Origin of the sequence: Streptomyces sp. NPDC090088 (assembly GCF_044747345.1) — a bacterium.
In the GTDB taxonomy this organism is placed as follows: Bacteria; Actinomycetota; Actinomycetes; order Streptomycetales; family Streptomycetaceae; genus Streptomyces.
In genome coordinates this window covers 294,502-309,164 of the sequence record NZ_JBIVDZ010000010.1, presented here as the reverse complement: position 1 = coordinate 309,164, position 14,663 = coordinate 294,502, and the positions used below count along the sequence as shown (strand labels likewise).

12 protein-coding genes and 3 pseudogenes are annotated in these 14,663 nt (G+C 70.6%); 10 read left to right on the top strand and 5 right to left on the bottom strand.

The window, feature by feature from the left end; translation table 11 throughout:
• Window positions 1-20 precede the first annotated feature (20 nt).
• Complete coding sequence (locus ACIPSJ_RS41050) at window positions 21-944, bottom strand: LysR family transcriptional regulator (protein ID WP_359224973.1); 924 nt, start codon at window positions 942-944, stop codon at window positions 21-23.
• Between the two features lie 131 nt (window positions 945-1,075).
• Here ACIPSJ_RS41050 and ACIPSJ_RS41045 point away from each other — a divergent pair, with 131 nt between their 5' ends.
• From ACIPSJ_RS41045 to ACIPSJ_RS41015, 7 genes and pseudogenes are all read left to right on the top strand, one after another.
• Window positions 1,076-2,056 (top strand): fumarylacetoacetate hydrolase family protein, encoded by a 981-nt coding sequence (locus ACIPSJ_RS41045; protein ID WP_401353584.1) that lies wholly within the window; start codon window positions 1,076-1,078, stop codon window positions 2,054-2,056.
• Window positions 2,053-3,009 carry a cyclase family protein gene (locus tag ACIPSJ_RS41040; protein ID WP_401353582.1) on the top strand — a complete coding sequence of 319 codons (957 nt, stop codon included), beginning with the start codon at window positions 2,053-2,055 and terminating at the stop codon, window positions 3,007-3,009. The genes ACIPSJ_RS41045 and ACIPSJ_RS41040 overlap by 4 nt, the downstream gene beginning before the upstream one ends.
• A gap of 117 nt (window positions 3,010-3,126) precedes the next feature.
• Complete coding sequence (locus ACIPSJ_RS41035) at window positions 3,127-4,275, top strand: FAD-dependent oxidoreductase (protein ID WP_401353580.1); 1,149 nt, start codon at window positions 3,127-3,129, stop codon at window positions 4,273-4,275.
• Entirely contained in the window at window positions 4,272-5,279 is a 1,008-nt protein-coding gene (locus ACIPSJ_RS41030) for an amidohydrolase family protein (protein ID WP_401353578.1), read from the top strand. The genes ACIPSJ_RS41035 and ACIPSJ_RS41030 overlap by 4 nt, the downstream gene beginning before the upstream one ends.
• Before the next feature lie 12 nt (window positions 5,280-5,291).
• The gene (locus tag ACIPSJ_RS41025; RefSeq protein ID WP_401353576.1) at window positions 5,292-6,230 is read left to right on the top strand and encodes a VOC family protein; all 939 of its coding nucleotides are present in this window, start codon (window positions 5,292-5,294) and stop codon (window positions 6,228-6,230) included.
• 102 nt (window positions 6,231-6,332) lie between these two features.
• The gene (locus tag ACIPSJ_RS41020) at window positions 6,333-7,304 is read left to right on the top strand and encodes a fumarylacetoacetate hydrolase family protein (protein ID WP_401353574.1); all 972 of its coding nucleotides are present in this window, start codon (window positions 6,333-6,335) and stop codon (window positions 7,302-7,304) included.
• A pseudogene (locus ACIPSJ_RS41015) lies at window positions 7,231-7,643 on the top strand (CoA-transferase); the annotation flags it as partial. The gene ACIPSJ_RS41020 and the pseudogene ACIPSJ_RS41015, both read left to right, overlap by 74 nt.
• Window positions 7,644-7,663: 20 nt before the next feature.
• Here ACIPSJ_RS41015 and ACIPSJ_RS41010 read toward each other — a convergent pair.
• Complete coding sequence (locus ACIPSJ_RS41010) at window positions 7,664-8,077, bottom strand: DUF6069 family protein (RefSeq protein WP_401353572.1); 414 nt, start codon at window positions 8,075-8,077, stop codon at window positions 7,664-7,666.
• A 338-nt stretch (window positions 8,078-8,415) separates the two neighbouring features.
• On the opposite strand from ACIPSJ_RS41010, the gene ACIPSJ_RS41005 reads away from it, so the two are divergent.
• Window positions 8,416-8,562, top strand: coding sequence for a hypothetical protein (locus ACIPSJ_RS41005; protein WP_401353571.1), 147 nt, complete (start codon window positions 8,416-8,418; stop codon window positions 8,560-8,562).
• Window positions 8,563-8,567: 5 nt separating this feature from the next.
• Here the strand turns inward: ACIPSJ_RS41005 and ACIPSJ_RS41000 are convergent, their stop codons facing one another.
• Entirely contained in the window at window positions 8,568-10,952 is a 2,385-nt protein-coding gene (locus ACIPSJ_RS41000; RefSeq protein ID WP_401353570.1) for an ATP-binding cassette domain-containing protein, read from the bottom strand.
• Between the two features lie 165 nt (window positions 10,953-11,117).
• Here ACIPSJ_RS41000 and ACIPSJ_RS40995 point away from each other — a divergent pair, with 165 nt between their 5' ends.
• The gene (locus tag ACIPSJ_RS40995) at window positions 11,118-11,522 is read left to right on the top strand and encodes a nuclear transport factor 2 family protein (protein WP_401353568.1); all 405 of its coding nucleotides are present in this window, start codon (window positions 11,118-11,120) and stop codon (window positions 11,520-11,522) included.
• 55 nt (window positions 11,523-11,577) lie between these two features.
• Here ACIPSJ_RS40995 and ACIPSJ_RS40990 read toward each other — a convergent pair whose 3' ends face one another.
• Window positions 11,578-12,411 carry an FAD-dependent monooxygenase gene (locus ACIPSJ_RS40990; RefSeq protein ID WP_401354048.1) on the bottom strand — a complete coding sequence of 278 codons (834 nt, stop codon included), beginning with the start codon at window positions 12,409-12,411 and terminating at the stop codon, window positions 11,578-11,580.
• Between the two features lie 18 nt (window positions 12,412-12,429).
• Window positions 12,430-12,984, bottom strand: a pseudogene (locus ACIPSJ_RS40985) (zinc ribbon domain-containing protein); the annotation flags it as partial.
• An 83-nt stretch (window positions 12,985-13,067) separates the two neighbouring features.
• Here ACIPSJ_RS40985 and ACIPSJ_RS40980 point away from each other — a divergent pair.
• Window positions 13,068-14,272, top strand: a pseudogene (locus ACIPSJ_RS40980) (reverse transcriptase/maturase family protein); the annotation flags it as partial.
• Window positions 14,273-14,663 lie beyond the last annotated feature (391 nt).

Here is a 14,663-nt window from a genome sequence, read left to right as displayed (position 1 = left end):
TCGCGCAGTTCCCCGCGCCCCTAAAGGGGCGCTTTGGGGGCCGGTGTCAGTGTCGCGCCGATCTCTGCTGCCTTTTCTCTGAGCCAGATGTGGGCGGCGTCCTGGGCGTGGACGGGGTGCCACCACATGGCTTCCTGGACGGGGACGGCCTCGAAGGGGCAGGGAAGGACGCGTACGGCGGCGGAGGGGGCGACCTTGCGGATGAGGCGTTCCTGGATCATCGCGACGCGGCGGGTGCCCTCGACCATGTACGGGAGCAGTTGGAAGGTCTGTACGGAGACCTCCACCCGGGGGCTGATGCCGAGCATGCTGAGCTGGCGGGCGGCGGGGGCGTCGTACGGGCGCTGGTAGACCGCCCAGGGCAGTTGCGCCAGGTGGTCCAGGGTGAGGGAGGTGCCGACCTCGGGGTTGTCGTCGGCGACCATGCACAGCCAGCGGTCCTGGTGGAGGTCGACGGCGGGGAAGCCGTCGATGATGCCGTGCGGGAGCAGCAGTCCGTCGATGGTGCTCAGGGTGGTGGCGGGGTTCTCCTCGACGTTCGGCGGGGTGTGCCGGAAGGTGAGGCGGATGCCCGGTGCCTCGCGGTGCAGGGCGCGCGCGAGGGGGGCGCCGAAGACGGCCGCGCCGTAGTCGGAGGCGAGCAGGGTGAACTCGCGGGTCTCCGCCGCCGGGTCGAAGTCGGGCTGGCTGGAGAAGACACGGTCCAGCAGGTCGCAGGCGGTGGCGCTGCGGTCGCGCAGGGAGGCGCCGAGCGGGGTCAGCTCGTAGGTGTTGCCGGCGCGGGCGAGCAGTTCGTCGTCGAAATGACGGCGCAGCCGGGCCAGCGCCGCGCTCATGGCGGGCTGGCTCAGTCCGACGCGTTCGCCGGCGCGGGTGACGTTGCGTTCCTCCAGCAGCGCGCGCAGGGCGACGACCAGGTTGAGGTCGAGTCGGGAGAGGTTCACCGGGTACCGCCTAGCCAGTCGAGGGCCGTCCAGAGCCATCCATGCCGTCGATTCGGCACATCCACAGGATCTATTTCCGTGATCCGCCGAACAGGGCCACAGTAGACCGCAACCCCGCTGGAGGAAATCTGATGGCAACGCTCGCGCAACCTGCCGGCCCGTTCGCGCTCGGCACGTTCTCCGTCCCGGGCCGGGAACCGTTCCCCGGTCTGCTGGCCCGGGAACAGGTGCTCGACCTGGGCAGAGCGCTGGACTGGGCGCCGACCGGCCTGCGTGCCGTGGTGGAACGGTGGGAGGAGGCCCTCCCCGTGCTGCACGCCCTCGCCGACGACGTGACCCTGGACTGGCGGCCGCTGGAGGGTCTGCGGGTGCACGCGCCGGTCGAGCCCCGGCAGATCTTCCAGTCCGGCGCCAACTACCGGCAGCACGTGATCGACCTGGAGGTCGCCCACCGCTCCCCCGACGACCCGCGCACGGTCGAGGAGGCCCGGGCGGAGATCGCCGCGGTGATGGACCGGCGGGCGGCCGAGGACCTGCCGTACGTCTTCGTCGGGCTGCCGACGACGATCTCCGGGCCGTACGACGATGTCGTGCTCCCCGACTGGGCCGAGCAGCCGGACTGGGAGCTGGAGCTGGCGGCCGTCATCGCCCGGCCCGCGTACCGGGTGCCGGTCGAGGAGGCCCTGGAGTACGTCGCCGGATACACGATCGCCAACGACCTCACCGACCGCGCGACCGTCTTCCGCCGGGACATGAAGGCCATCGGCACGGACTGGCTGCGCTGCAAGAACGCGCCGGGGTTCACCCCGCTCGGGCCGTGGCTGGTGCCGGCGGCCTCGATCGCCGACCCGGGTGATCTGCGGGTGACGCTGAAGCTGAACGGCGACACCATGCAGGACGAGTCGACGAAGGACATGCTCTTCGGGATCGCGCGGCTGGTGTCGTACATCTCGCGGACGGCCCGGCTGCTGCCCGGGGACCTGGTGCTGACGGGCAGCCCGGCCGGGAACGGCATCCACTGGGGGCGGCTGCTGCGGGACGGCGACGTGATGGAGGGGTCCGTGACCGGGCTCGGTGCGCAGCGCACCCGCTGTGTGAAGGAGTCGGAGTGAACCGGCTGGATCCGGAGGGCGCGATCGCCGAGGCCGCCAAGGCGTACTCGAACTGGGGGCGTTGGGGCGCGGACGACGTGCTCGGCACCCTGAACTTCCTGGACGAGGCCAAGCGGCGCGAGGGGGCCGCGCTGGTGCGGCGGGGGGTCAGCTTCTCCCTGTCGCAGGCCTTCGACATGGACGGCCCGCAGAAGGGCTGGCGGCGCCGGACCAACCCGGTGCACACCATGCTGGACACCGGTACCGACGCGGCCCTCGGCAACCAGGGCTTCCCGCACGGCATCGGCGGCGCCGACGACGTGATCGCGATGCCGTTGCAGTGCTCCACCCAGTGGGACGGGCTCGGGCACATCTTCGACCACGGCAAGGCCTGGAACGGTCGGGACGCGGCGCGCACGGTCACCTCCGACGGCGACCTCGTCACCGGCATCGAGCACATGGCGCCGTATGTCGCGGGGCGCGGGGTGCTGCTCGATGTGGGCCGAGTGGTGGGCACCGACGGGGAGTTGGCGGACGGGTTCGCCATCACCGAGGCGCATCTGACGGCTACCGCCGAGGCCCACGGGGTGACCGTCGGCCGCGGGGACATCGTCCTCGTGCGCACCGGGCGGCTCGCCCGGGCCCGGCGGGAGGGCTGGGGCGAGTACGCGGGCGGGCCCGCGCCGGGGCTGTCGTTCACGACCGCCGGATGGCTGCACGGCACCGAGATCGCCGCGATCGCCACCGACACCTGGGGGTTCGAGGTGCGGCCGAACGAGTTCGAGAACGCCTTCCAGCCGCTGCACCAGGTCGCCATCCCCAACATGGGTCTGCTGATCGGCGAGATGTGGGACCTCGACGCGCTCGCCGCGGACTGCGCGGCCGACGGCGCGTACGCGTTCTGGCTGACCGCCGCTCCCCTGCCCATCACCGGGGCGGTCGGTTCGCCCGTCAACCCCATCGCCGTCAAGTAGCCCCGCACGGCCGCTGTCTCCCCCCTCTTGGCCCCTGCCCCGCGTCGGCGCGGGCCACAGAGCCGCATCCACGCCGCCCGAAGTCGCGCGGCCCAACCCCGGGAGGTATCCCCCGACATGGCTGACCGCCTCACCCCTACCGTCCTCGTCGTCGGCGGAGGCACCTCCGGTAACGCCCTGACGGTCCTGCTGCGCCGGGCCGGGATCGCCGTCGATCTCGTCGAGGCGAGCCCCGACTGGAAGGCCGCCGCCGGCTCCGGCATCACCCTGCAGGGCAACGCGCTGCGGGTGCTGCGCGAGGTCGGCGTCCTGGAGGACGTCGAGAAGGACGGGTACGCGGCCGACGGGGTCGCCGTCCTCGCCCCCGACGGCACGGTGATCCACGCCCACGAGGAACTCCGCACCGGCGGAGACCAGTTGCCCGCCCACATCGGCATGCGGCGGCCCAGACTCCAGCAGCACCTGATCGACCGGGTGCGCGCCTCGGGCGCCGGCGTCCGGCTCGGCACCACCGCCACCGCGTTCGAGCAGGACGGCCAGGGGGTGGACGTCACCTTCTCCGACGGCACGAGCCGCCGGTACGACCTGGTGGCCGGCGCCGACGGCCTGCACTCCGCGACCCGCCGGATGATCGGCATCACCGACGAGCCGGAGCCCGTCGGCATGGGCATCTGGCGGGCCCCCGCGCCCCGCCCGGCCGGCGTCTCCCGCACCGAGATGATCTACGGCGGGCGCTGTTTCATAGCCGGCTACTGCCCGACCGGCGAGGACACGGTCTACACCTACCTCGTCGAACCGGCCCGCGACCGCGCCACCATCGACCCGGCCTCGTACGCGGACGAGATGCGGGCGCTCAGCGAGGGCTACGGCGGCGCGTGGAAGGAACTGCGCGAGGCGTTCACCGATCCCTCGGTCGTCAACTACACGTGGTTCGACCGGCATTTGGTGGAGGGGCCGTGGCACCGCGGCCGGGTGGTGCTGGTCGGCGACGCCGCGCACGCCTGCCCGCCCACCTTCGCCCAGGGCGCGGCGATGTCCCTGGAGGACGTCCTGGTCCTGGCGGAGCTGCTGACCGGCCTGGACGGCTGGGAGGCCGAGTCCCTCGACCGGGCGCTCACCGGCTACCACGCCCGGCGGCTGCCCCGGGTGCGCCTGGTCGTCGACGCCTCCTGCCAACTCACCGACTGGATGCTCGAAGGCCGGCGCGACGCGGACGTGCCCGGGCTGATGGGCCGTACGCTCACCGCTCTCAAGGAACTGCCGTGACCGACCCCGGGTCGACACCGACCATCGACGTGCACGCCCATCTTCTGCTCCCGGACGTGGAGGAGGCCGTCGCCGGGCGGCCGGGGCTGGCCGAGGCCCGCGCCCTGGACGCCCGCCGCAACGGACCGGCCGCGCTGGCGGTGAACGGGCCGATGGTCGGGCAGCGGGTGCCCCGGCTGACGGATGTCGCCGTGCGGCTGGCCGCGATGGACGCGCAGGGCGTGGACGTACAGCTGGTCAGCCCTTCGCCGTCGCACTACCACTACTGGGCGGACGCGCAACTGGCCGACCGCGTCTGCCGGTTGGCGAACGAGGGCACCGCCGGGCACTGTGCGAAGGCCCCCGACCGGCTGTACGGCCTCGGGCTGGTCCCGCTCCAGCACCCGGAGCTGGCGGCGGAGTTGCTGGACGCCGCGCTGGCGCAGGGGCTGCGGGGCGTGGAGATCTCCTCGCACGCGCCCGGCCGTGAGCTGTCGGACCCGGCCTACGAGCCGCTCTGGGCCCGGGCGGAGGAGACGGGGGCGCTGGTCTTCCTGCACCCGTTCGGCTGCACGCTCGACGAGCGTCTGGACCGGTGGTACCTGTCCAACACGGTCGGCCAGCCCACCGAGAACGCCGTCGCCCTCTCGCACCTGATCTTCTCGGGTGTCCTGGACCGCCATCCAGGGCTGAAGCTGATCGCCGCGCACGGCGGCGGCTATCTGCCGACCCACCTGGGCCGCTCCGACCACGCCTGGCGCACCCGCCCCGACGCCCGGGACTGCGCGCGGGAGCCGAGCAGCTACCTGAAGCAGCTGTACTTCGACTCCCTCGTCCACGACCCGCACGTACTGCGGGAGTTGGTGCGGGTCGCGGGCGCGGACCGGGTGCTGCTCGGCTCCGACTTCCCGTTCGACATGGGCACCGAGGACCCGCTGGGCGCACTGCGGGCGGCCGGCCTGCCCGACCCCGACTTCCATGCCGTCCGCGGCGCCACCGCCGCCGTACTCCTGAACCTCTCCTGAGGAGGAACCCCCATGGGCAACCGTCTGCTCACCCACCTCCGGCACGTCGACCTCGCCGTGCCCGACTACGACAAGCAGCTGGACTTCTACGCCGGCGTCTGGGGTCTCACCAAGGTCGCCGAGGACTCGGGCATCTCCTTCCTGGCCGCCGAGGGCTCGCCCGAGCAGTACGTCGTCCGGCTGCGCAGGGCCGACGAGAAGCGGCTCGACCTGGTGTCCTACGGCGCCGCCTCCACCGCGGACGTCGACACCCTCGCCGAGCGACTCCTCGCGGGCGGCGTGCGGTTGATCTCCCAGCCGGGCAAGGTCGACACCCCCGGGGCCGGTTACGGCTTCCGGTTCTTCGACGTGGACGGCCGCACCATCGAGGTCTCCGCGGACGTCGAGGTACGGCAGCACCGCAGGATCGAGGAGAAGGAGTCGATCCCGGTCAAGCTGTCGCACGTCGTGCTCAACTCGCCGGACCTGGACCGGACCCGCGCCTGGTACGAGGAGCACCTCGGCTTCCGGCTCTCCGACACCCTGAGCTCGCCGCACATGGGCGAGGTCATGCACTTCATGCGGATCTCCGACCAGCACCACTCGATGGCGATCGCGAAGGGCCCGCACACCTCGCTGCACCACGTGTCCTTCGAGATGCGCGGCATCGACGAATACATGCGCGGCTCGGGCCGGGTGATCCGGGCCGGCTTCAAGAAGGTCTGGGGTCCGGGCCGGCACATGGCCGGTGACAACACCTTCACCTACTTCCTCGACCCGCACGGCAACACGGTCGAGTACACGACCGAGCTGGAGCTCCTCGACGAGGACACCTGGCACCCGAGCGTCTACGACTTCTCCAAGCCCGAGGTCACCGACCAGTGGGGCACCGCGAACCCGATGAACGAACTGGTCGCCAAGGAGTCGTTCAACGACGTCGACCGCGGTGTCTTCGTGGCCCCGCCGGTCTGACCTCCCCGAGTTCCGGGGGCGCGGCGATCCCCTGTCACCGCCCTGACCGCCCGCCGCGCCCCCGGGTCCCCGCCACCCGCTCTCCCGACGACAGGACCTCCCATGCGTTTCGCCACGTACGAGTACCGCTCCCGACGCCAGGTGGCCGTCGTCGACACGGACGGCACGCTGTATCCGCTCCCGGGTGTCGGCTCGCTGGCCGCGCTGCTCGGGGCGTGCGGAGGGCTGCCCGAACTCCTGGAGGCGGGTGCGGCGATGCTCGACGTCCCGGCCGGGCCGGACGTGTCGGAGGTACGGCTGCTCCCGCCGCTGGAACCGCCCACCGTGCGGGACTTCGTGACCTTCGAGGAGCATGTCGAGGGCGTACGGCGCTCCATCGACGGCGACGCGGGCGTGCCGGAGCAGTGGTACGCGGCGCCGACCTTCTACTTCACCAACCCCTACGCGGTGTACGGCCCGCACGACGACATCCCCGTGCCGCCCGGTTCGCGGGTGCTGGACTTCGAGCTCGAGGTCGCCGCGGTGATCGGCACGGAGGGCCGCGACCTCACCCCGGAGCAGGCCCGCGAGCACATCGTCGGCTACACCGTCTTCAACGACTGGTCCGCCCGCGACCTGCAGTCCGCCGAGATGAAGGTGAACCTCGGCCCCTGCAAGGGCAAGGACACCGCCACCACGCTGGGCCCGTACCTGGTCACCGCCGACGAGTTCGAGAAGTACCGGGACCCGGACGGCTTCCTGCGGCTCGCGCTCACCGCCTCGGTGAACGGCGAGGTGGTCGGCGAGGACCTGCTGTCCAACATGAGCTGGACCTTCGAGGAGATGGTCGCCTACGCCTCGCGCGGCACCTGGGTGCGCCCCGGCGACGTGCTCGGCTCGGGCACCTGCGGCAACGGCGGCTGCCTGGCCGAGCTGTGGGGGGTGCGGGGCAGGCAGGACCCGCCGCCGCTGAAACCCGGCGACACCGTCACCCTCACCGTCGAGGGCATCGGCAGCGTCTCCAACACGGTGGCCGCCGGGGCCGATCCGCTCCCGCTGCCGGCCGCCCGGCGCCGTACCCGGGAGCGGCCGTGACCCGACGGTCGACCCGGACCTCGTCAACGCCGGCAAGGAGACCGTGACCGTCCTGCCGGGCGCCTCCTTCTTCGACTCGGCGCTGTCCTTCGGGATGATCCGGGGCGGGCGCATCGACACGGCCGTCCTCGGCGCCATGCAGGTCTCCGCCCGCGGCGACCTCCCCAAAGGGAGTGCACCCTGCCGCTGATCGGCGAGCACTGCGTCCACCGGATCATCACCGACCTCGGCGTCCTGGACGTGACCGCCGAGGGACTGGTGCTCGTGGAGTGCGCGCCGGGGGTGACGGCCGACGAGATCGCGGACCGTACGGACGCGCCGGTGCTCCGGGGGTCGTAGCCCGCGAACGCCCGACTCCGCTACGAGAGCGGCATGACCTTGCGGTAGGCGAACACGACGACCGCCGCGACCGCGACATGCATCAGGAGCAGCGCGCCGACGCCGATCGCGCCGCCGTTGTCGTAGAGCAGGAAGTCGGGCACGAAGGACACCACGACGACGGCCGGCACCAGCCACCGCACCAGCGCCTCGGGGTCCGTCGCCGCCTTGCGGACGACGGCCCAGCCGAGGGCGCCTATCAGCGTGCCGACCGCCGTGAGGAAGATGTACGACCCGGCCTTCAGCGGCTGGAAGTCGTCCGGCGCGCCGGCGGCTAGGGCGATGAGCGAGATCACGGTGTTGACGATCGAGGCCACCACGATCGCGGCGAGGACACCTCCCGCCACGACGAGCGGGCCACGGCGGACGGCGACTGCCTCAGAGGTAACGGACACGGCGAACTCCAGGGGAGGGCATGGGGGGGACACGCCCGGAAGGGGCGCGCGCTTGAAGAATCAAACGGAGACGGGGACCAGTCTCGCCCAGCCCATTTGAAGTCTCAAGCTTTTGCCCCTGTCGGTCTCCTGTCGGCCAGTGCCCGCTGTGCGGGATCGCGGCCGGCTCCACGCCGTTCGCCGCGAGTTCGGGAAGGTAGGACAGGTCGGACAGGTCGGACAGGCCGGCCATCGACTCGAAGATCCCGCGTACCGCCTGCTGCGGCACCTTGTGCCGCAGGCTTACCACGACCAGTTGACGGCCACCTGCCGCCGGGCCGGGTTCACCCCCGACGTACGTGGCCCAACTGGCCCTGGGGACAGTGCGCGGGACCGCCTTCCGGACGCTCACGGACCGTGCCGGCATCGTCGAGCCGGCGCTGGTGTGCCGGAGCGGTGCGCAGGAGCCGCAGGTGGCGGAGATCCCGCGCATCGCGGCCGGGTAGGGCGGTCAGGCGCCGACGTACTGTGCGAGGTGCTCGGCGGTGAGGGTGGCGCGGGCGGCGACGAGGTCGGCCGGGGTGCCCTCGAAGACGATCCGGCCGCCGTCGTGTCCGGCGCCGGGGCCGAGGTCGATGATCCAGTCGGCGTGGGCCATGACCGCCTGGTGGTGCTCGACGACGATGACCGACTTGCCGGAGTCGACCAACCGGTCGAGCAGGCCGAGGAGTTGCTCGACGTCGGCGAGGTGCAGACCGGCGGTCGGCTCGTCGAGGACGTAGACGCCGCCCTTGTCGGCCATGTGCGTGGCCAGCTTGAGGCGCTGGCGCTCGCCGCCGGAGAGGGTGGTGAGGGGCTGGCCGATGGTGAGGTAGCCGAGGCCGACGTCGGTGAGCCGCTGGAGGATGCGGTGGGCGGCCGGGATGTGCGCCTCGCCCGCGGCGAAGAACTCCTCGGCCTCGGCCACCGGCATCGCCAGCACCTCACTGATGTCGCGGCCGCCGAGACGGTATTCGAGGACGGACGCCTCGAACCGCTTCCCGTCGCACTCCTCGCAGGTGGTGGCGACGCCGGCCATCATCGCCAGGTCGGTGTAGATCACGCCGGCACCGTTGCAGGTGGGGCAGGCGCCCTCGGAGTTGGAGCTGAACAGGGCGGGCTTGACGCCGTTCTCCTTGGCGAAGGCCTTGCGGATCGGTTCGAGCAGTCCGGTGTAGGTGGCCGGGTTGCTGCGCCGGGAGCCGCGGATGGCGCCCTGGTCGACGGAGATCACTCCGGCGCCGGCCGGGATCGAGCCGTGCACCAGGGAGCTCTTGCCGGAGCCCGCGACGCCGGTCACGACGGCCAGGACGCCGAGCGGGATGTCGACGTCGACGCCCTGGAGGTTGTGGGTGGCCGCGCCCCGGATCTCCAGCGCTCCGCTGGGCTTGCGGACGCTCCCCTTGAGGGCGGCCCGGTCGTCGAAGTGACGGCCGGTGATGGTGCCGCCGGTCCGCAGGCCTTCGACGGTGCCCTCGAAGCAGACGGTGCCGCCGCCCGCGCCGGCGCCGGGACCGAGGTCGACGACGTGGTCGGCGATCGCGATGACCTCCGGCTTGTGCTCCACGACGAGGACCGTGTTGCCCTTGTCGCGCAGCCGCAGCAGGAGGCCGTTCATGCGCTGGATGTCGTGCGGGTGCAGGCCGGTGGTGGGCTCGTCGAAGACATAGGTGACGTCGGTGAGCGAGGAGCCGAGGTGGCGGATCATCTTGGTGCGCTGCGCCTCGCCGCCGGAGAGGGTGCCGGCGGGGCGGTCGAGGGAGAGATAGCCGAGGCCGATCTCCACGAACGAGTCGAGGGTGTGCCGGAGCGTCTCCAGGAGGGGCGCCACCGAGGGCTCGTCCAGACCCTTGACCCAGGCGGCCAGGTCGCTGATCTGCATCGCGCAGGCGTCGGCGATGCTGATCCCGTCGATCTTCGAGGAGCGGGCACCCTCGCTGAGGCGGGTGCCGTCGCAGTCGGGGCAGGTGGCGAAGGTGACCGCCCGCTCCACGAACTCGCGGATGTGCGGCTGCATCGACTCCTTGTCCTTGGAGAGCATCGACTTCTGGATGCGCGGGATCAGACCCTCGTAGGTCATGTTGATCCCGGCGATCTTCATCCGGGTCGGCTCGCGGTGCAGGAAGTCCCGCAGCTCCTTCTTCGTGAACTTGCTGATCGGCTTGTCCGGGTCGTAGAAGCCGGACTCGGCGTAGAGGCGGGAGTTCCAGCCGCCGCCCTTGTAGCCGGGGACGGTGATCGCGCCCTCGTTGAGGGACAGGTTCTCGTCGTAGAGCTGGGCGAGATCGAGGTCGGTGACGGCGCCGCGGCCCTCGCAGCGCGGGCACATGCCGCCGGTGATGCTGAAGCTGCGGCGTTCCCTGACCTTCTGCCCGGCGCGTTCGACGGTGACGGCGCCCGCCCCGCTGATGGAGGCGATGTTGAAGGAGAACGCCTTGGGCGAGCCGATGTGCGGCGTGCCGAGGCGGCTGAAGAGGATCCGCAGCAGGGCATTGGCGTCGGTGGCGGTGCCGACGGTGGAGCGGGGGTCGCCGCCCATCCGCTGCTGGTCGACGATGATCGCGGTGGTGAGGCCGTCGAGGACGTCGACCTCGGGGCGGGCCAGGTTCGGCATGAAGCCCTGGACGAAGGCGGGATAGGTCTCGTTGATCAGCCGCTGCGACTCGGCGGCGATGGTGTCGAACACCAGGGAGCTCTTGCCCGAGCCGGAGACGCCGGTGAAGACGGTCAGCCGGCGCTTGGGGATCTCGATGCTGACGTCCCTGAGGTTGTTCTCGCGCGCGCCGTGCACGCGGATCAGGCCGTGGCTGTCGGCCACATGCGGCTCGGACGTCTGCGTCTCGGTCTTTCTGGCCATGCTCAAACCCACTCCAAATGCCGCGCGAGGCCTCCGTCGATGGCCGCCACGCTAGCCGGGCGGCACCGCGAACGCTTCTCCATTCCTGACGGGATCGCCTACGGGCACGACGCGCCCGCCCGGCCGGGGGTGGCTAGGCTGGCCCTGCCGGGGAAGGGCGGTGCCATGGATACCGAGTCCCTGATCAGGGCCGCGATCGAGGAGCACTGGCGGGCGTCGGAGCGCGGGGACGTCGCCGCCGAGCACGCCGTCTACACCAGCGACGCGATCCTGGACTACCCGCAGTCGGGCGAGCGTTTCCGGGGCCGCGAGACGATCGCGGCGCAACGCGGTGGGCACCCGGCCGACCGGCACTTCACCGTGCTGCGCATCACCGGCCACGCACAGGTGTGGGTGAGCGAATGCGTGATCACGTACGACGGCGAGCCGTCGTACTCGGTGAGCGTCATGGAGTTCGCCGGTCGGCAGGTGGTGCACGAGACCCAGTACTTCGCCGGCCCCTTCGGCGCACCCGCGTCGCGGGCCGCGCTCGCCGAGCCGATGCCGGGGCGCACCATCGCGGAAGCCTGACTTCCGGCTCCACCACGCCCCGGGACCGACGACCTGGTCGCTCTACGGCGTCCGCTCAGCCGAACCACCGGGTGAGGGCCGTTTCGAGCGGGCCGCCGTCGGCCGTGGACCAGGCGACATAGCCGTCGGGCCTGATCAGCAGGGCCTCGGCGCCCGCCACGTCCTCGTCGGTCTTCGCCGCGACGTGCTCGACCCGGTCGGACCGGTGGCCCACGGACCGCTGCCTGCCGTCGAGCGAGAGCAGCAGGCCCCGGCCGGAGTGCATCAGCCGGCTCACCCGGGTCGGGCCGGACTCGGTGGTCAGCTCCAGGTCGATCATCCGGGGGCCGACACCGGGATACCGGGTGTCGAGGCCGGACATCACGCCCGAGAGGTGGCGGTTGGTGTCGGGCAGGCGCAGCAGTTCGGTCGTGAGGGCACGGACCGCCGCGATCTCCTCGTCCTGGCCGGGATTCATGAGCACGGCCTGGGCCCGGGTGTGCTCCAGCACCCGTGCCGCGACCGGGTGCCGCTCGTCGTGATAGCTGTCCAGCAGGCCGGCCGGTGCCCAGCCGCGTACCTCCGCGGCCAGCTTCCAGCCCAGGTTGACCGCGTCCTGGACGCCCAGATTCACGCCCTGGCCGCCGATCGGGGCGTGGATGTGCGCGGCGTCCCCGGCGAAGAACACCCGCTCCTCGCGGTACCGCTCGACCTGCCGGACGGCGTCGGTGAACCGGGACGCGGCCGACAACTCGCCCAGTTCGGTCTCCCGGCCGTACACGGCGTGCAGCACCTCGCGCACCTCCTCGGGGGTGACGGGTGCCCGGCGGTCCGGGCCGTCGCCGGAGAGCCTGCCGAAGATGAGCCGGTGACGGTCGCCGTCGAGGGGAGGAGGTGCGGGATGCTGAATTGACTTCCGTTCCCCGGGCTAAAGCCAAGGGATTCCTACCACGGTCGGCTGACCGTCTCGGTGGGTTCCTGCTTCACTGCGCTGGGCCGGTACGAGTACTGGTCTTACCTGCGCTCCGCAGGCTGACACCGCCAGTCCGGCGGCCTTGGCGACGTTGATCGCCGCGTTGATGTCCCGATCGAGGACGGCCCCGCAAGCCCCGCATTCCCACACACGAACGTGCAGGGGCTTGGGGCCGTCCTTGACGCCACACTGCGAGCAGACCTGAGAGGTCGGCTCGAACCGCCCGATGCGGCGGAAGCTGCGGCCGAACTTCGCGGCCTTGTACTCCAGCATCGTCACGAACGCGGACCATCCCGCGTCGTGGACGGACTTGGCCAAGCGCGAGAGCTGGTGGTGGAACTCGCGCCGTGCGTCGGTCACCTGCGCGTGAGCGCGGGCGACCTTGATGCGGGCCTTGTCCCTGTTCTTCGATCCCTCGACCTTGCGGGACAGGCGACGCTGCTCCCTCTTGAGTTTCTTCTCGGCCCGGCGCAGGAAGCGCGGAGCGTCGGTCTTCGTGCCGTCGGGAAGCTCTTGTAAGCGGGGCCCTGGTCGCTCGCGTTCTTGCGCCACTTCACCTCGGCCCAGAACATCTGGCCGTCCCACTCGCCGCCCCGCATCAGGGCTGCCACATCGCGCTGCGCGAGGTGGCCCATACCTGGACCGGAACTGCCTGGTTTGCCGAGGGTGATATTGCCGACTGCTTCGGGAGCCTCGATCATCAGATCCTGCTCCCAATTCTTGGCGAGAAGATCCGAGACAAGCTTTTTCTTCGGCTGGTGCGCAACATGCTGACAGCCGGATACCTGGAAGACTGGAGATGGGGAGCCAAACTCTCCGGAGCATCGCAAGGCGGTGTGGCCTCGCCGGTCCTGTCCAACATCTACCTGCACAAGCTGGACGAGTTCGTCGAGAAGGTCTCGTTCCGGAATACGCCCGAGGGGAACGCCGGGCACTCGACCTCGAATACCTCGCGGTGGCCAATGTGCTGGCAAGGGCACGCCGGCGCGGTGACCGGGCCGAAGCCCGCAGACTGCGTCAGCAGATGCACAGTTTGCCAAGCTCCGATCCAGGCGATCAGGGCTTCAGGCGGCTGCGCCATGTCCGCCATGCAGATGACCACCTGCTCGGGTTCACCGGGCCGAAGGCCGAAGCCGAGGAGATCAAACAGCGGTTGGCAGATTTCCTGCGTGATGAACTCAGGCTGGAACTCTCCCAGAGTAAAACGCTGATCACCCATGCTCGCACCCAGGCGGCGCGGTTCCTCGGCTACGAGATCACAACCCAGCAGAACAGCAGCAAAGTCACCCGCAGCCGTCGTGCGGTCAACGGGCAGATCGCGTTGCGCGTCCCGCTGGACGTACTCAAGGTCAAATATTCCCCCTACCTTGCACACGGGAAACCCGCGAAGCAACCGGCCCTGATGAACAGCGACGACCACGCAATCGTCTCCACCTTCGGGATCGTCTACCGGCTGCACCGCTTGCGGTGGGTCATGGAGACCTCGATGCTCAAGGCCCTGGCAGGCAAGCACCGTTCAACAGTGTCGAAGATGACAGCGAAATACAAGGTCACCGTCGAGACACCGACCGGACCCCGAATCGCCTTCGAGGCCCGCATCGAACGGAAGAGCAGGAAACCACTGGTAGCACGGTTCGGTGGGATTCCACTCCAGCGGCAAGAGACGGCGGAACTCTCCGACCGTCAGCCGGTGCGAGTGGACTATCCACAGAAGGAGCTCATTTCAAGGCTCCTGGCGGATACCTGCGAGATCTGCGGAAGCAAGGGCAACGTGCAAGTGCATCACGTCCGCGCGCTAAGGGCTGTCCCGTAACCCCTGATCGGGAGCCGCGTAGCGCCCCTTCGTCCTAGATCCGCGTTGGGTGGGAGGCGGAGGAGCAGCGCACAGGAGAGGCTTCGCTCACTCAACGCCATCTCGTGACTGCGCTGGTCCCAGACCTCTACGATCGCCCAAGCCGCAGCAGGGAGTGTCAGCGAGATGGGGGGCGCGGTTTTGGGTGCACTCAAACGGGCGTTTTGGGCGGTCGACCGCTATTTGTCGGGCGATCGGCCTCCCATACGGCCACGCGGGCGGTTCCTGCGTCATCCGGTGCTCTGCGGACTCGCCGGCGCCGTCTTTTCCGGTGGCCTCTGCGCTTCGACGATTGGAAGGGTGGATCTGCAGGTCGCCCTTTTGACCTTGGCGATGG